This window comes from Wolbachia endosymbiont of Onchocerca gibsoni, from assembly GCF_029169405.1.
Classification (GTDB): domain Bacteria; phylum Pseudomonadota; class Alphaproteobacteria; order Rickettsiales; family Anaplasmataceae; genus Wolbachia.
In genome coordinates this window covers 337,794-356,338 of sequence record NZ_JABUMP010000001.1, presented here as the reverse complement: position 1 = coordinate 356,338, position 18,545 = coordinate 337,794, and the positions used below count along the sequence as shown (strand labels likewise).

Annotated in this window: 16 protein-coding genes; 10 read left to right on the top strand and 6 right to left on the bottom strand. The window is 32.8% G+C overall.

Annotation, left to right across the window (positions count from 1 at the left end; all coding sequences use genetic code 11):
• The first annotated feature begins 973 nt into the window (after positions 1-973).
• From HSX44_RS01380 to HSX44_RS01365, 4 genes are all read left to right on the top strand, one after another.
• On the top strand, positions 974-1,099 hold the full coding sequence (locus tag HSX44_RS01380; RefSeq protein ID WP_275601985.1) for a hypothetical protein: 126 nt from the start codon (positions 974-976) through the stop codon (positions 1,097-1,099).
• A gap of 350 nt (positions 1,100-1,449) precedes the next feature.
• Positions 1,450-1,632 (top strand): 50S ribosomal protein L32, encoded by a 183-nt coding sequence (rpmF, locus tag HSX44_RS01375; RefSeq protein WP_275601984.1) that lies wholly within the window; start codon positions 1,450-1,452, stop codon positions 1,630-1,632.
• A gap of 17 nt (positions 1,633-1,649) precedes the next feature.
• The gene (gene plsX, locus HSX44_RS01370; RefSeq protein WP_275602404.1) at positions 1,650-2,687 is read left to right on the top strand and encodes a phosphate acyltransferase PlsX; all 1,038 of its coding nucleotides are present in this window, start codon (positions 1,650-1,652) and stop codon (positions 2,685-2,687) included.
• Positions 2,680-3,660: a beta-ketoacyl-ACP synthase III gene (locus HSX44_RS01365; protein WP_275601983.1), complete on the top strand. Its 981-nt coding sequence runs from the start codon at positions 2,680-2,682 to the stop codon at positions 3,658-3,660. The genes plsX and HSX44_RS01365 overlap by 8 nt, the downstream gene beginning before the upstream one ends.
• A gap of 8 nt (positions 3,661-3,668) precedes the next feature.
• On the opposite strand, the gene HSX44_RS01360 is transcribed toward HSX44_RS01365, so the two are convergent.
• The 4 genes from HSX44_RS01360 to HSX44_RS01345 all read right to left on the bottom strand — a co-directional run bounded on the left by HSX44_RS01360 (position 3,669) and on the right by HSX44_RS01345 (position 10,046).
• Positions 3,669-4,040 carry a hypothetical protein gene (locus HSX44_RS01360; protein WP_275601982.1) on the bottom strand — a complete coding sequence of 124 codons (372 nt, stop codon included), beginning with the start codon at positions 4,038-4,040 and terminating at the stop codon, positions 3,669-3,671.
• Positions 4,041-4,164: 124 nt separating this feature from the next.
• Entirely contained in the window at positions 4,165-5,988 is a 1,824-nt protein-coding gene (locus HSX44_RS01355; protein ID WP_275601981.1) for an aminopeptidase P family protein, read from the bottom strand.
• A gap of 8 nt (positions 5,989-5,996) precedes the next feature.
• On the bottom strand, positions 5,997-7,922 hold the full coding sequence (gene mnmG / locus HSX44_RS01350) for a tRNA uridine-5-carboxymethylaminomethyl(34) synthesis enzyme MnmG (RefSeq protein ID WP_275601980.1): 1,926 nt from the start codon (positions 7,920-7,922) through the stop codon (positions 5,997-5,999).
• 924 nt (positions 7,923-8,846) lie between these two features.
• A complete protein-coding gene (locus tag HSX44_RS01345) occupies positions 8,847-10,046 on the bottom strand; it encodes a deoxyguanosinetriphosphate triphosphohydrolase (protein ID WP_275601979.1) in 1,200 nt (399 codons plus the stop codon).
• Between the two features lie 47 nt (positions 10,047-10,093).
• On the opposite strand from HSX44_RS01345, the gene HSX44_RS01340 reads away from it, so the two are divergent.
• Both HSX44_RS01340 and HSX44_RS01335 read left to right on the top strand, forming a co-directional pair.
• Positions 10,094-10,558 carry a HesB/IscA family protein gene (locus HSX44_RS01340; protein ID WP_275601978.1) on the top strand — a complete coding sequence of 155 codons (465 nt, stop codon included), beginning with the start codon at positions 10,094-10,096 and terminating at the stop codon, positions 10,556-10,558.
• Positions 10,559-10,598: 40 nt separating this feature from the next.
• A complete protein-coding gene (locus tag HSX44_RS01335) occupies positions 10,599-11,273 on the top strand; it encodes an ABC transporter ATP-binding protein (RefSeq protein WP_275601977.1) in 675 nt (224 codons plus the stop codon).
• A gap of 243 nt (positions 11,274-11,516) precedes the next feature.
• Here HSX44_RS01335 and HSX44_RS01330 read toward each other — a convergent pair whose 3' ends face one another.
• Positions 11,517-12,215 carry an alpha/beta hydrolase gene (locus HSX44_RS01330; protein ID WP_275601976.1) on the bottom strand — a complete coding sequence of 233 codons (699 nt, stop codon included), beginning with the start codon at positions 12,213-12,215 and terminating at the stop codon, positions 11,517-11,519.
• Positions 12,216-12,348: 133 nt separating this feature from the next.
• Here HSX44_RS01330 and HSX44_RS01325 point away from each other — a divergent pair, with 133 nt between their 5' ends.
• Positions 12,349-13,509, top strand: coding sequence for a cysteine desulfurase family protein (locus HSX44_RS01325; protein ID WP_338063363.1), 1,161 nt, complete (start codon positions 12,349-12,351; stop codon positions 13,507-13,509).
• A 680-nt stretch (positions 13,510-14,189) separates the two neighbouring features.
• Here HSX44_RS01325 and HSX44_RS01320 read toward each other — a convergent pair.
• Positions 14,190-14,903, bottom strand: a complete 714-nt coding sequence (locus tag HSX44_RS01320) for a hypothetical protein (protein ID WP_275601974.1) — start codon at positions 14,901-14,903, stop codon at positions 14,190-14,192.
• Between the two features lie 163 nt (positions 14,904-15,066).
• Here HSX44_RS01320 and truB point away from each other — a divergent pair, with 163 nt between their 5' ends.
• From truB to pnp, 3 genes are read left to right on the top strand one after another with little or no spacing between them, the layout of a single operon-like run.
• Entirely contained in the window at positions 15,067-15,930 is an 864-nt protein-coding gene (gene truB / locus HSX44_RS01315; RefSeq protein WP_275602403.1) for a tRNA pseudouridine(55) synthase TruB, read from the top strand.
• A gap of 12 nt (positions 15,931-15,942) precedes the next feature.
• Complete coding sequence (gene rpsO / locus HSX44_RS01310) at positions 15,943-16,215, top strand: 30S ribosomal protein S15 (protein WP_014869127.1); 273 nt, start codon at positions 15,943-15,945, stop codon at positions 16,213-16,215.
• Positions 16,216-16,229: 14 nt separating this feature from the next.
• On the top strand, positions 16,230-18,497 hold the full coding sequence (gene pnp, locus HSX44_RS01305; RefSeq protein ID WP_275601973.1) for a polyribonucleotide nucleotidyltransferase: 2,268 nt from the start codon (positions 16,230-16,232) through the stop codon (positions 18,495-18,497).
• Positions 18,498-18,545: the final 48 nt, after the last annotated feature.

Sequence of the window (18,545 nt, the reverse complement as noted above, 5' to 3'; positions counted from 1 at the left end):
GTTTAGTGTTGTTCCGTAAAAGCTGATATTTCCCTCATATAGTTTTATAGGATATCTTTAAATATACCTGTAAATACCATGTGTAGTTGTAATAATAGAAATCAGAATTTTCTGATAGTTCTATCACTATCTCATTTTCTATATCTGATATGAAATTGGTCTAGTCTAAAAAACATTATTCAATTTCTCAATTAATAATTGCTTTACCTTTTTTTTTGCCAATATTAAAGTAACTTTTATAGTTAAAAAATATTACTTTTCTAAACTGTAAAGCAGTTAAGTAAAGCAAAACCTTGAAAGATACTCTAAGTTTATTTTAGTCTTTACTATTTATTCCAATAAATAATGAATCTGACATCAGCAAGCTAATGGTTATTTTTGTTAATATAGATTTGTTACTTCCTGAGCTACCAAGTATAACCAGTAATTCCTATTTTAATATATTGAGATTTACATCTTTTAGTAAAGATAAGCTTAAGTTTGATATTATAAGACTATGCATGTATTAAAGTAATTAAGTAGTTTGCTGCTAAAATAATCAAATACGATATGGACGATAAAATAAAACAGTTAATGTTATAGCAAATAACTTACTTTTCCTCATTTGTATACCTCCTCTTAAAACAGAAATTATAGCAGCAAAAGCAATTTCCTTTACTAGACCAGGTAATAAAATCTTACATATTAAAGAATTTGGCCTGCACATTTTACTTATATAGTATATTCTTGTGGCTAAATTTGAAAACTGCAGTGATATCTTCTAAGTATTCCTATTAAATCTGCATTGTTATAAGTACATGGAATACTATAACTGATATTAAAATTCTCGGTACGGTTAAATATTTAAAGAGGTTAATACTTAAAGTTATAAGTACATCCATTTATTCAGTAATATACAATCGTACCAGTTTCTGCTATAATTGATAGTACATCCTTTCCAGCATTGTTAGATTAATTAAAACTGGACTAATTAATGAAGCTCAGAATTGTTTTGCACAAAGCTATTACTGCTCCCATAAAAATTCCTGTGAGTCCAAGAAAAATCGGTAAAGAGAAAAAGCCTGCTTCTATGATCTACTTTGTTGCTATGTTAGCTTAATAATATGGTAGTGATATAAAGACTGAAAAATATAAATGCCCACACACTACCAAGCATTAATAGAAAGTCAGTAAGGTACCTACAGATCATTCTAACACCATATTTATATTGGAAAAATCACTTCCCGCACTTACCTTAGCATAAAATTAGCTTTACTAAAATTTTTAGTAATTTTATTATATAGTAAAGTATCTTTTAAATTCAATATATTTTAACTGAAATGTTTCAGTTTAAAACTTACAGGAATTAATTACATAGGTAAACCTTACTTATCTTACTATCACTGTTTACTTCCTGTAAAAAATATGTTACTAATAGATTAAATTTTTATAGTAGAATGGAGAAAAGTTTTGGCAGTACCAAAGAAAAAAAAGTCAAAATCAAGGCGTAATATGCATCGTTCTCACCATGCTATTGAGCCTAAGAATATTGCGGTATGCACAATAACTGGGGAATTTATGTTACCTCACAATATAGCAATTGATGGCAGTTATAAAGGAAAACGTGTTTTCATCAAACAACAGAAAGAATAACTATCATGTATCATGATATGTTACCTACTGTTAACCATAACATAGTTGTCGCACTTGACGCTATGGGAGGTGATTTTGCACCTCTCTCAGTAATTCAAGGTGCTAGTTTTTTTTTGGATAACCTTATTGACCCAGGAATTAAAATTTTTTTTCGTATTTATGGAGACCAAAAAGAAGTATCTCCTTTACTTTTAAAATATAAGAAGGTAAGCAATAATTCTGAGTTGATCCATTGTTCTGACAGTGTTCTCGCGAATGATAAACCATCCTTTGCACTGAGGCATCGTAAAGATTCGAGCATGAAAGCAGCCATTGAAGCAGTAAGAAAAGGTAAGGCTTCTGGGGCAGTATCTTCAGGCAACACTGGAGCATTAATGGCTATTTCTAGGTTTATTCTAGGAATACTGCCAAATATCTATCGCCCTGCTATTGGGACTGTCTGTCCAACTAAGGCAAAAAGCTTTGTATTACTTGATCTTGGTGCAAATGTTGATTGTAATGCTGACTCATTATTTCAATTTGCATTGATGGGGAGTACATTTGCAAAAATAGCACTAAAAGTTGACAATCCTGAAGTTGCTTTATTAAATATTGGTACAGAAGAAATTAAAGGTACTGACTCAATAAGAGGAGCTTTTGAATTGCTCAAAAATACCTCAAATATTAATTTTAAGGGGTATATAGAGGCAAGTGAATTTTTAGATGGCAGTATTGACGTGATTGTCGCTGATGGTTTTGTTGGCAATGTAATGCTTAAAACAGCTGAGGCAACCGCTAGTGCTTTTATTAATTTAATAAAGCAAGAAGTATTCAACTCGTGGACAACAAAAGTGCTTATTGGTGTATTATTGAAATCCAAACTTAGCAAGGTATTAACGCGTTTTAATCCCAAAGTTAGAAGTGGAGCTATGTTTTTAGGGCTCAATGGCGTAGTCATCAAGAGCCATGGAAATTCCGATGCTGTTTCTTTTGCCCACGCTATAAAATTTGCAGTAAGTGCTATTAGTGAAAACTTAAACCAAAAGATAGTTAGTGAGGTAGGTCATATTGAATAAAAGTTTCATATTAAGTACTGGATCTTACTTACCAAAAAGAATATTGAGTAACAATGATGTTGCATCAATAGTTGAAACAAGTGATGAATGGATTAGACAGAGAACAGGAATAACTCAAAGACATATAGCAGATAAAGAAGAATTAACATCAGATTTAGCTGTTAATGCAGCAAGAGATGCTATAGAAAAAGCTAAAATTTTAGTAAATGAAATTGATTTAATCATAGTAGCAACAACAACACCTGATAAAACTCTTCCTAGCTGTGCAACTATTGTGCAAAGCAGATTAAAATGTAGGAATGCGTTTGCTTTTGATGTACAAGCCGCATGCTCTGGTTTTATATATGCAATTACAGTCGCTGACTCGCTTATCAAAGCCAATAATAGCATTAAGTATGCACTAGTTATAGGTGCTGAAATAATGTCTAGAATTGTTGATTGGAAAGATAGATCAACTTGTGTACTATTTGGTGATGGCGCCGGCGCAATAGTAATAAAATCAGTGCATTGTAGTGAAGCAGTAAAGAAATCCATAAATGGTGGCATAGTATCAACTAACCTATACTCTGATGGCAATATAGATATATTATGCACGAATGGAGGAGTATCCTCAACTGGTAACCCTGGAAAAATATGCATGAAAGGAAGAGAAATATTCAAACATGCAGTAGATAAATTAACAGCTTCAGTAGAGAAAGCACTGAAATTCAATAATTTAGAGATTACTGATATTGATTGGTTAACTCCTCATCAGGCAAACATTCGTATTGTTGAAGCAGTAATGAAGAAGTTAGATTTGCCTATAGAAAAAGTGATTAATACGGTTGATCAACATGCAAACACTTCAGCAGCATCAATTCCACTAGCACTTGATCATGCAATACAAAAATCAAAAATAAAACCAGGGAGCCTTGGACTGCTAATTGCAATAGGTGCAGGTCTGACCTGGGGTTCTGTTTTACTACGCTACTGACAACTCTACTATTTATTATTTTCAATTCTTTCTATCAGCTTTCTGACTAAGCCTCTCAGTTTTCTACTGGATTCATCAAGCTCTTGAATCTGTGAACTATCTTTTTTCATGAGTCCCTTGTAGTTGCTTTTTATGTAATCAATCATTTCCTTCATCTGAGTAAGCAACTTAGTAATATCCATATTACTCAAATTAGATACTATATTATTAGGCATAGATCCATCTAACATACTACTAGCCATAAGCTGCTGAGACATTTGCATAAATGGTTTTAAGGTTTGATTAAGTAACTCAGGATCCTTAGCTAATTTTTCTATTTGTTCTTTACAAGTATCCATGTACTGTTTCATAAACTCATCTTCCTGAACTTTATCTATCATAATTACACCTACCTGGAAATACGTACTTTTTATTATATATTGTTTTTAATTTAAAAACAATATATAATACCTCTTTTACACCTGTATTAATACTCATTTAAAGAGTAAAAAGCCTTCCCTTTATTTATAAAGGGGCACATGTTTTCTCTAACCATTCCTTATCGTTGATATCGTTTTCTAAGTTTTCATAAGCAAACTGATGATAGCTATTTATCCACTTAATTTCATTTTTAGTAAGCATGTGTATATTTATTAGCTTTCTATCGTATGGAACAGAAGTAAGTTGCTTAAAGTTTAAGAAGCCATTTTCTTGTCTGTCAATATACATCAGATTCTCAATCCTTATTCCATATTTTCCTGGAATATAATAACCAGGTTCATTGGAAAGTATCATTCCTGGCATAAGTTTTACCTTATTCCCTTTTGATATTGCTTGTGGTCCTTCATGAACTGATAAATAACTTCCTACTCCATGTCCTGTACCATGCATGTAATCTATTCCAAATTTCCATAAATGAGTGCGTGCCAATATATCTAGCTCTCCACCAGTAGTATTAGAAGGAAAGACTACACTTGCTATAGCAATATGAGCTTTCAATACTATTGTATAATGAGTTATTTGTTCGTTAGTTGGGCTTCCAATTGCTACAGTTCTTGTAATATCAGTTGTACCATTAAGATATTGGCCACCAGAATCAATCAAGTACAATCCATCTTTCTGAATTATTTTATTCGTCTTACTACTTGAACGGTAATGAATTACTGCTCCATTCTCATTAAATGCGGAAATTGTTGGAAAGCTTAATTGCTTAAATAAATCCTGTTCTTTTCTATATTCTAAGAGTTTCTCTTCAGCACTAAGTTCGGTGATCACACTAGACCCACCATATAATGGTTGTTCAAGCAAAAAATCAGGATCCTTTTTTATGTCATTCCAGCGCATGATGCTGGAATCTGCGTTTTTCTTCTGAGTCTCAGTATCAGTTATCTGGATAATATTTGAATTTACAAGAGGCTTATTAATATTACTTTCAAGCCAATATAGAAAATTTGTTACTGCTACTCCATCCCGAATGTGCGCATTTATAGCCCCAGCTATTTCAGTTTGATTTTTTACTGCTTTGTAAATTAAACAAGGATCATCTCTTTCAACTACCAGCTTACTTTCTATTATAGCCATAATACTCATTGGAGTTGTGCTTGGATCTATCATTACCGAATTTAGCTTACACAGTGAACTCTCTAGCTTGTTAATATCAAAAATACTTATATGGTTATCTAAATTTGCCTGTACAGTTGAATATTCTTTATCTTGAACAAATAAATCAACATTACCATTTTTATATAGTATAACACGGCCTAATACACATGGAGTATACTTAGCATTTTCATTTCTTAGATTTAATAACCATGAAATTGAATTTGGATCAGTTAGAAGAACCGCTTCAATTTCTTTATTTATACTTTTAGCCACTCTTTCACATTTACTCTTACTACTTTCACCGGAGTACTCAACTGCATACGAAACTATAGTTTGTTCTTTATGATTACTTTCTTTTTTAATTGAATAGGATACTGATACTAATCTACAAATATTTTCGTATCTCCTTATCTCTTTTACAGTAAAATTCTGCGAGTAATAACCTAATGAAGTGGTCAATGTTAAATTCGCTTTCACCCATTCACACGGATCCTCTTCTTGTATATTATATACTTGAAAAGTATCTTGATCAAGCTGTTTATGGACTTGTATGATATAACGTCCATCTGTAAAAAACGGGCACTTGTTATCTTTTGTAACAATAAGCAGTCCATTTGTCCCTGTAAAGCCACATAATTTGATTAAGCCATCTGAATGTTCATTTAAATATTCATCTTTAGTGTGCAGCATAAATACATCTACATTTATTTTACGCATAAAAGAACGAAATTCCTCGATTTTTAACATAGAATACCTTACACAGAATTAGTAGCAGCTATTTTCATTCTCTTATTTCTCAAATACACCAATATGCTAACTATTGCTGCTGGGGTAACGCCTTGTATTTGCTTTGCAATGCCAATTGTTGCTGGTTTTATTGCCTGCAATTTTTCTATTACTTCGCTTGATAGACCTTGAACTTGTGAATAATCAAAGCTAATTGGAATTTGAGTATTAGTTTCCTCTCGTAAAAACCTCATATCTGCTTCTTGTCTTATCAAATAAGGTTTGTACTTTGCTTCAATTGTAACTGCCTCGCGTATCTCATTCTCATTTACACCATTTATTATGGTATTATTCCAGTGCGTAACACTACCCAATTCCAACCATATTTCTTGTAATTTATTCCAGTTGATATTGGGGTAGCTAAGTAGATCTAGTGCTGTTTTTCTCATTCCATCATAAGATGTTTTTATACCATAAAACCTAAGTTGCTCAGGAGTAATTGTTAAGCTCTCTAAATTTTTCTTAAGTTGCTTAATAGACTTAAGTTTACTTTGTAAAACAGAGTATCTCTCATGCGATACAAGGGAAATATCATAACCCTTTTGTGTTAATCTTCTGTCTGCATTGTCTGATCTGATTGCTAGTCTATATTCTGCACGTGAGGTGAATAACCTATAAGGTTCTATTACCCCTTTAGTAACTAAATCATCTATCATTACACCGATATACGAGTCTGTGCGATGAAGAACAAAGCCTCCTTTCTTTCCAGCTGCAGAAAGTGCTGCATTAGTTCCGGCAACAATTCCCTGTCCTGCTGCTTCTTCATATCCAGTAGTTCCATTAATTTGACCGGCAAAATATAGCCCTTTAATTTTTTTAGTTTCTAGAGTATGAAATAACTCTCGTGGATCAATATAATTATACTCAATTGCATATCCAGGTTTTAATATCTCTGCATTTTCAAGTCCTTTGATACTCCTTATCATTTTGTACTGTACTTCAATAGGCAATGAATTTGAAATTCCATTCGGATATATAGTATTATCGTCAAGTCCTTCCGGTTCTAGAAATATTTGGTGACTATTTTTTTCTGCAAACTTTTTAACTTTAGCTTCAATCGATGGGCAATATCTTGGTGCAACAATGTCATTCAAGTATGAAGAAGCTGATCTGTGGAGATTCTCTTGAATTATTCTGTGTGTATTTTCATTAGTATAAGTAATAAAACATGAAACTTGAGGTTGGGTAGTTCTTTTTGTAAGATAAGAAAACGGTGTAGGTGGATTATCACCTACTTGTTCTTGCAATATTGAGCAGTTTATAGTATTACGATTAAGTCTTGGTGGAGTTCCGGTACGTAATCTACCTAATCCAAAATTATATTTTTTTAATGTATTTGCAAGTTCTATTGAAGACTTATCCCCCATTCTTCCTGAAGGAATTGTCTGTTCACCTATATGAATCACACCTTGCAGAAAAGTTCCTGTAGTTAAAACAACTCTACTTGTCAATATACGCTCGCCTAAGCTTGTTACAACGGCCTTAATGTACGGCTCTCCATTGCTATTACTTTCAATAAGAAAATCGTCAACCGACTCTTCTTTTACTGTCAAATTGTTGTAATTTAGAATAATTTCCTGTATTGCTCTCTTGTATAGTTTTCGATCTGCCTGTGCACGTGGTCCCCACACTGCTGCACCTCTGCTACCGTTTAAAATAACTGAGTGTATGCTTGCTTGATCGATTGCTCTCCCCATTATTCCATCAAGAGCATCAATCTCTCTAACTACAACACCTTTTGCAATTCCTCCAATCGCTGGATTGCAGGACATTTCTCCTATAGTTGAAATTTTATGGGTTATAAGTAGTGTATTTGCACCAAGGCGAACTGCAGCCGCAGCTGCTTCACACCCAGCATGACCACCACCTACTACCACTACGTCATACGTATACATACTTTCTTAAGCAATTTTTACTCTGCTAATATTCTAGCCATCAGTAATGAATGTCAAATTTTACAATAATTCAGTATCTAAGTAACTAATAGATATCCATACTTTTTCAATCATAGAAATAAGACTGAAGACCATTTAACAAATTCTGCCAACCTCTTTATTATGATAATAAAGGTATTTAATTATCTTCAATCTGTGCAAATTGAACAACGAAAGCATTCAAGAAAGTATAAAATATCAGCTCATAAAACCAGAAGAATAACTAGCTATTATGGGATTCCTTTTATCTTCATTCTCCATTTAATAAATCTTTTAATATTAAAAGCTAAAAATTTTAGAAAGATATTAAAATTAGCTAAATTGCGACTATTAAATGTTTAAAAAAAATATTAATACTATTTAATTAGATAGTAACTAATATTTCTTGTATTTTTTCCAATTTAGTAGATTTCTTAGCTATAAATAGCTGAAAGTTAGTTGCAAAAAATATAGTTGCTTGCACAATTGTGGCATAGCCATGATTTCAAAATTTTCTCAGCCTACTTACATGGTTATTGGTTTATTAAAATTCAGCCAGCTGTTTATAGTTATTAGCAGTTTAGAAAACAGACCTATAGCTAGAAATTATATTTGCAAAAAAAAAAAATAGCTTGATCATGTATGCTAACATCTAGCATGTTTAATTTATTATTAAACTCAATTAAAAGGAGGTTTATTAAAAGTTATTATAAATAAAAGCATATATAGAAGTGGAGAAACACAGTATACATAACAAAAATTAGTATTGAAGGTATAGTTGCACTTGCATCTTTAGCGGTAGCAATAATAACAACCAGTATTGATTGCTAAGAAAGTAATCGTTATACCCAAATCTTTCGCTTTGCACAAGCTTCAGTGCTATTAATATAAAATAGTCATCTGCCATTAAAAAGAGGTCATTTCGTATGAGGTGTCAAAAATTCTTCTGTGTTCATGTATGGCAAATCTATCTGTCATACCAGAGATATAGTCACATATTACTACTGAACGCTCAAATTCATAAGCAAGCCTGCCCCACTCTATAGGCAATAGTTCCGGATTGTCATAAAAACATTGAAAAAGCTCTTGTACTATACGTTTTGCTTTATTCATCGTTCTGTTAAGTTTATAGCTTTTATATANTTTTTCTATGTTAAATTTTTTTATTTCTTCTATAGCGTTTGCAACTTCTGGTGAGAATATAACTAACATCTTATTTAAACTTCTCGCGTCTTCTACACTTTCTATTTTACAATCCTTAATGTTTTTTTCAGTCCAAAAAACAACGTCACTTATCATAATTCCTATAGCTTTACTGAGTGATTCATGTATCAACTTATTTTGAGATAACTCCGAATATTTGCTTTTTATATCTTTAAATATTTTCCCAATTAAAGGAATCTCAAGCAGATCTCCTACGGTTACCAAATTTCCTCTCAATGCATCATCAAGGTCATGAACACTGTATGCAATGTCATCGGCTATTGAGGCAACTTGTGCTTCGATACTTGAAAATTTTTCGAGTTTTAAATCATATTTTTCATTATATTCTAACAATAGTTGATTATTTGTACGAAATACTGCATTCTGACCAAGCAGAGGACCATTATGTTTTGCAACTCCTTCAATTACTTCCCAGCTTAGGTTCATACCATCAAAGTCAGCATGTTTTTTTTCAAGATGAGTCAAAATCCTTATAGCTTGAACATTATGGTCAAATTCATATTTCTCATTATCAAGATTCAAATTTTGAACTGATTTTTTTAGAGCATTTTCACCTGTGTGAGCAAATGGGGGATGACCAAGATCATGTGCAAGTGCTATGCATTCAGTAATATCTTCGTCTAAACCTAGCCTACGTGCAATAGATCTTGCAACTTGTGCAACTTCAAGGCTATGAGTAAGTCGTGTGCGATAATAGTCGTTTCCATAATTAATAAAAACTTGTGTTTTGTAACCTAATTTCCTAAGCGCATTAGAGTGTATAATGCGATCCCTGTCACGTTGAAAGCAACTGCGATTTTCATCTTCCAATTCTTTGAAATACCTTCCCCTTGTCTTGTGTGGAAGACATGCATAACTTAACAGAAAATTATTGTTTGACATGTAAAATTTCTACTATAATAAACTATTAATAATAAGTGGCAATGATTATGTCAATAAGTTACAATATTAACTTAACTGATAGTGCATTAAGGAAAATTTACTCTCTTATAGAACAAGAAAAAGACAAAAACTCTGTTTTACGAATTGCAATTTCAGGTGGTGGGTGTTCTGGCTTCAAGTACAATTTTCTTATGGATCAAATAAACAAAAATCTATCTTTAGGTAATGACGATGATGATTATAACGATGAATTTGATGATGATGACGATGATAATGATAATTATGAGGATAGCGAAGACCATAAAGAACGCTTTAAGTTTAGTGGAAAAAGCAAAGACATAGTAGTTAATGATAAAAATGGAAAACCTGTATTAATGATTGATAATTGCTCAGCAAAGTTTTTAAATAACTCAGTTATAGATTATACTGAGAATCTAAATGGTTCCGGTTTTCAAGTAAACAATGTTCTTGCTAAGTCTAAATGTGGTTGTGGTAGTAGTTTCTCAATTTAATTACTCTACCAGAATTTAAATAACTGCTGGGTCCTTAAACATGAGTAGTGATATAGTACTAGAGCTAATTTCTATATGTAAAAGCTTCAAAAAGAGTTTTGTTATCATAGAAAATATCAGTCTAAGAGTTACAAAAGGGCAAGTAGTTGCATTAATTGGCAGTTCGGGATCAGGAAAAACAACTATATTGCAAATTGCAGGTTTACTAGATAAGCCAACTTCAGGTATAGTGGCAATAGGTGGAGTAAATTGCACACAAGCTAGCGATAAATATAGAACTCATATAAGAAGAAATTTTCTTAGCTTTGTTTATCAATTTCATTATTTGCTGCAAGAACTATCGGTATTAGAAAATATTATGCTTCCTCAGCTTATTGCAGGAAGAAGTAAAGCTAAAGCAATGAAAAGTGCACAAATAATATTGGAAAAATTTAGCCTAGAGAATAAAGCAAATAGTATGATATCTGAAATTTCTGGTGGAGAAAGGCAAAGAATTGCAATTGCAAGAAGCATTGTAAATTCTCCAAAGCTTTTACTTGCAGATGAACCAACAGGGAATTTAGATCTAACAAATTCTTTGAACGTGTTTTTGTTGCTACGTTCATATATAAAAGAAAATAATAGTTCTATGCTTATAGTAACACATAACCATCTCCTCGCAGAAAGGGCAGACCATATTTTACAACTAAAAAATGGCTCTTTAGTAAAATTGTAAGGAAATATAATATAGAACTATGATCTATTTGCTTTGTATTTGCTTAGCCAATAGTCGTTAACAGAATATAGCTCGCATGAAGTATTCTCATTACTCCTGATACACGGACTTTTTAACTTACGTGGCTTGTTTAAGAGACAACCTGATACCATCAATGTAACTAAAACAAGAAATAACAATTTTCTAAACACAACAGAACCTCCTTGCTTATATTACTACACTTATTTTCCTCATTTGTAAAGATTAGATACACTCTTTTATTTTTACCTCTTTTCTTACTTTTTGGAGAGAAATAGCCGCACTATTTAAGCGTAGTTTTATATAATCATCTATGATTTGAACCACCTCCTCTTCTTTATCTCTTAAGAAATGATTAGTATTATCTATTACGTGGTACTCCATATGGTCACTTTTTACTGAGCTCATCAATCTTTTTGTTAGTTCCGTTACATCACTTTCTTCTGAAATTGTATCGTTGCTGCTTTGTACTATGAGTCCAGGAACTGGACAGGGGGAAAGAAAAGAGAAATCATATTTAGTCGCTGGAAGAGAAAGAGCAATGAAACCTACTATTTCAGGTCGGCGCATCGTCAGCTGCATNGCTACCCATGCTCCAAAAGAAAACCCAGCAACCCAGATTGGAACATTGCTAGGATTATGTTCTTGAAGCCAATCAATCGCTACTGCAGCGTCAGTTAATTCTCCTATTCCTTTATCAAAAGTTCCAGTGGACTTTCCGACACCACGAAAGTTAATTTTCAATGCAGAAAAATTGTTACCAATAAAAGATGTATATATGCCATGTATCATTTTATTATCCATATTTCCCCCATATTGGGGATGATGATGTAAAATTAATACAACTGGTGCATTGGCGTTTTTGCTCTGGTAATACTCACCTTCTATCTTTTTTGTTGCATTATTCAAAAAAACCTCTACCACTTTTACTCCTAATAAAAACCTATTTAATAAATATATTAATTATGTATTAATCTTACTATTTTTGCAACAAGCTTTTATTATGTTAAAGCAAATATGTATAATTTTAATGATAAAAAGAAGTCTTTATAATTCAGTGATAAATAAACCTTTAAGTTCATTTTTTTTAGAAAATAGTAATTATATATATGCTGACTATAATGCGACTTCTCCGATTAGTGATGGTGTGAGAAAAAGTATACTTGAAGTCTTGTCAAAACAGATTCTGAATCCTTCTTCATTACATAGAAAAGGACAAGAAACAAGAAAAATTCTTCAGGACGCAAGAGATGCCGTGTGTGGTATTATTGATGTTTCAAGCGACAAGGAAATAGTTTTTACATCTGGCGCAACTGAAGCAAACAACCTTGTCATGCGAGGAGTAACAGGCTTTCAGTATGTAGTCTCAGCTATAGAGCATCCTTCAATTCTTAATTCTGCACATAACCCACACATAATACCAGTTAATCAAGAAGGTATCATTGATCTTTTGGAGCTAGAAAAAATCCTAAGCAAACTTAAGGGAAATAAAGTAATAGTTTCAGTTATGATGGCTAATAATGAAACTGGAGTTGTTCAACCTATTAGGGAAATAGCTGAAATAGCTCATAAATTTGGAGCAATTTGTCACACTGATGCTGCTCAAAGTGTTGGAAAAATTAAAGTTAATATGGAAAATTTAGGAGTAGATTCACTCACTTTATCTGCTCATAAATTTGGTGGTATAGCAGGTAGTGGGGTTCTAGTATTCAATAAAAATCTTACGATAGAACCTATAATAGTAGGTGGTGGGCAAGAAAAAGGATTGCGTGGTGGTACAGAAAACGTTGTCGCAATTGCAGGTCTTTCTGCTGCATTGCAAAGTGTTCCAGATCTTCTATCAAAAATGAATGAAATTAAGAAACTACGTGATCAATTAGAAAGTAAGTTATTGAATCTCGTTAGTAGCATCAAAATCTTTGGTAAAAACTCTAAAAGACTGCCAAATACAAGTTTCGTTTATATGCCAGGAGTGAAGAGTGATGTACAGCTCATGCATTTTGATTTAAATAACATTGCGGTTAGTAATGGCTCTGCATGCTCTTCTGGAAAAATTGAGCCTTCTTATGTGTTACTTGCAATGGGAGCAACAAAAGAGCAAGCAAACTGTTCAGTTAGGATCAGCATAGGTCCGCAAAATAAGCCACAAGACATAAAAAAAATAGTAGATTGTTGGTACGATATTTACAAGAAGAACACCTTAAATATGTACAAGTAACTGATAGAAATAAAAAAAATTACTTGATAAATTTTGCCAGCTTTCATCTCTAATAATAAAGCATCCAGTTATCTTAAATCTGTAAAGATTAAAACGATAAAATATCACGTAATTTGCGTTTTATGTTTAGTTTTTATACTATATACATCTTATGTCTTAATAAAAATTTTACTTATGTAAACTGTAAAACAGTCAAAACATCATAAAACACTAAATTGCAGAGTTAGATAGTAAACAACTATTCACCTCACAGAGGTTTTTGCCTTTTTTATTTAGTAAACTTCTCAAATATTTATAGCTAAAGCAATTTATGCATGAACATCTGCTTTTACACTAAACGGTGTCATTCCAGCGTGTGACAATGAAATTTAGCTTTTCATAATTATCAAAAACGTTTTGTATCTTAATATAAGATCAGCTACCTTTTATACCTACCAAAATCAGCTTGCTTGTAAGCCAGTAAACTTTCCTGAATCTCAAGTATCTGGGCATTTAGATTACATCGTAGAGGAGCACCGAAGTAATATCATAGAAGGACGTTAGATAATGCCTTTCTAAAAAACAGAGAAATAGATTTTGATAAGAACATAGTTTAAATTTGAGGTAAATTATTGTGAGTTTTTATTTTAAAACAAAAAGTGAAGAGACAGCATCTTTGCCTCTTCACTTCCTGACCTTAATTAAGCTATTTTCCCAGCTCTTTCTATAGCTGCCTCTATCGCAATATCTGCTAGCTTAGCTGATACATTAGCTTTTAAAGCTTTCAGATCTTGATTACTTACTGCAACTCTTAGTAAATTAGAATTACTCATACCTAACTCTGTTTTCATATCAGCAAGTTGATCTTTACCACCTACCTTAGCTACTTTCACTTTATACTCACTAGCATCATCTTTAGGATCTACATGTGCAAGTTCAACTTCAACCTTTTTACCCGCTAACAATACATGAACTGCTTTTTTATCATCTCCTGCTAATGCTTTATAGTCATTAATTGGAAGTACCAGAAATAACTGCTGAGTGTATCTACCATCTGCTTCTTGAACCTTTTTTTCAACAATTTCACCACTCTTTACTGAATCGCCAATAAGAACAGCAAAGTTTGCATCCTTACCATCTTTACCAGCTTTACCTTGAACTCCCTCCATTGCATACATTTGCTGATACGAAGAAATAGTTTTTACAGTAAAATATGCAGCAATGATAAATAAAGCTGCAATTCCAACAGGGTTGGAAACAGATGCTAAAAATGCAGGTCCAGCAATTACATTAGTAGCAACTAATACTGTTGTTATTGCCGCTGCTAAAGATGTAACTACAATTACACCTTCGATGCTTGTTTTTGTTACAGATACAGTGTTTTTCCATTTCCATACGCTTGGTTTTGTAGTCATAATAACTCCCTCTAATTAAAGTTAATAAAAGTTAATTTTATACTAACGACACATGTTAGTCAAGCTTTATTTATAATAGTTTAATGATAACCATCCTTAATCTTCTTCCTAAACTATTATTAGTATTACTGACCGAGATTCAATTATGTACAATTAGTGTATGATACATGGCTGGCTAAATTTTGATAAACCAATGGGAATTAGCTCTGCGCAAGCAGTAGCACAAGTTAAAAGGATATTTGGAATTAAAAAAGCTGGTCATTTAGGAACGCTTGACCCTTTAGCTTCAGGTGTATTACCAATTGCCCTTGGCGAGGCAACAAAAACTATACCGTATTTATTTTATGCTTTAAAAGCATACGACTTCACAGTAAAGTGGGGTGAACAAAGAACTACAGACGATGCGGATGGTGATATTACTAAAACCAGCAATATGGAACCTAAATATGATCAAATAAATCACGCTATCAAGAACTTTGTTGGTAAGATAGCACAGACTCCTCCTCAATTTTCAGCAGTAAAAATCAATGGAACAAGGGCGTATAAATTAGCGAGAAGCGGACAAAAAGCAAATATAAGGCCTCGCTTAGTGCAAATATATGAACTGAAATTAATTTCTGTTAACACTACAAATAATAGTGCTGATTTTTCTATGATGTGTGGTAGTGGTGTATATGTAAGATCAATTGCAAGAGATCTTGGGATTGCATTAAATTGCTTTGGACATATTACAAAATTAAGAAGGACTATGGTAGGTAATTTTAGAGAAGCTGAGTCAATGATAATTGAACAATTAACCAAAAAAGATAAAGTTATCCCTATCGGATCAATCCTAGAGTCAATGTTCAAGGTTGAAATTTCTACAGAAGAAGCAAGCAAAATTAGAAAAGGTCAAGTAATCGTATTAAATAATTTGCTCAAGTTAAAGAATTATGATACCTTTTGTGTGGTAATGGGTAATATTCCTATTGCAATTTGTAGTTTTGCGTATGGTTATGTAAAGCCTATTCGTCTTTTTAACATTTAAAATGAGGTTTGGATGTCAATAACATCTGAAAAGAAAAGGAATTTAATAAATGTATATTCAATTAAGGAAAATGATACAGGTTCGTCTTTTGTACAATGTGCAATCTTAACCGAAAGGATCAGCAACTTGACTGAACATTTTAAAGTGCACAAGCATGACCATCACTCCAAGCGTGGTTTACTTATATTAATAGGTAGAAGACGCAAGCACTTAAATTATATAAAGCGTAAGTTTGGTGATAAAACCTACCAGGAGTTGATAGAGAAGTTAGGCATTAGAAAATAATTGAGGAATTTAGTATGTTTAAAATTATAAGAAAGTCAATAGAGTGGGGTAACCGTACCTTATCTTTGGAAACAGGAAAAATAGCACGTCAAGCTAATAGTTCAGTAGTTGTGAATTATGGTGATACTTGTATTTTAGTAACCGTCGTGCGCAAAAAGAAAGAAGAAAATGTTGATTTTTTACCTCTAAACGTACAATTTATCGCAAAAAGCTATGCCATAGGTAGAATCCCAGGTGGTTTTTTAAAAAGAGAAGGTAAGCCATCTGACAGAGAAACTTTAATTTCAAGAGTAGTAGATAGAAGTATAAGACCACTATTTCCAGAAGGTTTTCATGATGAAATCAGTGTAGTATGTAATTTGTTAACTTATGATAACATTAACCCTCCTGAGGTACCAGCATTGATTGGTACTGTTGCAGCCCTTGCAATTTCTGGTATTCCTTTCCACTTTATTATAGCTGGAGCTTTGATTGGTTGTGATGAAAATAACAACTATATACTTAATCCGTCTGTCCAAAAGATGAAAATAAGCAACTTAGATCTGTTTTTATCTGGTGACGAACGTTCAATTTTAATGGTCGAGTCAGAAGTAAAGGAGCTCTCTGAAGAAAATGTTCTAAGTGCAATAAAATTTGGTCACGAACACCTTCAACCTGTTATTAAGCTTATAAAGGAGTTTGCTAACACAGTTGATAGTAAACCCAAAAAGTTCACCTCTGTTGATATATCAGATATAACACAAGATCTTGAAAAGTACAGTGAAGATTTTAAAAAAGCATATTCACAAACAGCAAAACAAGAGCGAGCTCAAATTTTAGAGGTGCTCAGAAGTGATATATTAAGTACTTTAAAGGAAGCTGGAAAGGATGAGAGACTGGTTATGCATGCAATAAAAAGCTTTGAAAGATCTTTAGTACGTGAGATAATTAAAAAGAAAAGAACAAGAATAGATGGCCGTAAACACGACGAAATACGACAAATAGAAGTTGAAGTTGATATTTTATCTAGAACCCATGGTTCTGCTTTATTTACAAGAGGTAACACTCAGGTGCTTGTTGTTACTGCTCTTGGTACTACACAGGATGAACAAATTGTAGATGATATCGAAGGTGATAGGCGTGAACATTTCATGTTGCATTACAATTTTCCTTCATTTGCTGTTGGGGAGACCTTTGCTACACGTGCTCCAGGAAGGAGAGAAATTGGTCATGGTAAACTTGCTTGGAAAGCAATTCATCCTGTCTTACCTGATAAATCTGAATTCCCTTATACAATAAGAGTAGTGTCCGAAGTTATGGAATCAGATGGTTCTTCTTCCATGGCAACAGTTTGTGGAACTTCTCTTGCTTTGATGGATACAGGTGTACCAATAAAGGCTCCCGTTGCTGGAATTGCTATGGGCCTCATTAAAGACAGAAACGAGTATATAATACTTTCTGACATATTAGGCGATGAAGATTGTCTTGGTGACATGGATTTTAAAGTAGCAGGAACTAGTGAAGGAATTACGGCACTGCAAATGGACATGAAAATTTCTGGTATAAGCTTTGAAATCATTGAAAAGTCTCTAGAACAAGCAAAAGCTGGAAGGTTACATATCTTAGAAAAAATGAATGCAGTGATTTCAGAACATAGTGATGACGTGAAAAGTCATGCACCAAGAATGACATCATTTTATATAGATAAAGATAAAATTTCTTTAGCTATTGGTGCTAAAGGAAAAAATATACGAAATGTGTGTGAAAAAAGTAATGCAAAAGTTGAAATAGGAGATGATGGCAAAGTTTCTGTGTTTGCTATGAGTAGCAATGAAGCTAAAATTGCAAAAAACATGCTAATTGATTCAATAACAGAACTAGAGCAAGGTACCATAGTTGATGCCAAAGTCATAAAAATAGACAAGTCTATTGTAGAGCTTGAACTTCTCAATGGAAGGAAAGGTAAAATGCATATAAGTGAAGTGGCAAATCAACATATAGAATCTATTGGAGATATACTTAAACACGGTGATATTTTCAGAGCATTAGTAATTGACTTTGAAAAAGGTGGATGTCCAAAATTGTCAAGACGTCGTGTTGATCAAGAAACAGGTGAGTTTTTTGAAGGTGAACTTTATAATGAAGATAAAAAGAATGGTTCAAATGAGAGAGGCTATCATAATACTCCATTTAACAAAAAATCTGGATACCGTAAACGACCTATCCGCTCTCGTTCTGGATTTGGTAATAGAAATAACAGAACGCAATTCGGTAATGATGACTCTTCACCTAGCTTCTATTAAAAATATGATTTTTTCTGTTATTTTATTAGTAATTAGTTTACTGTTAGG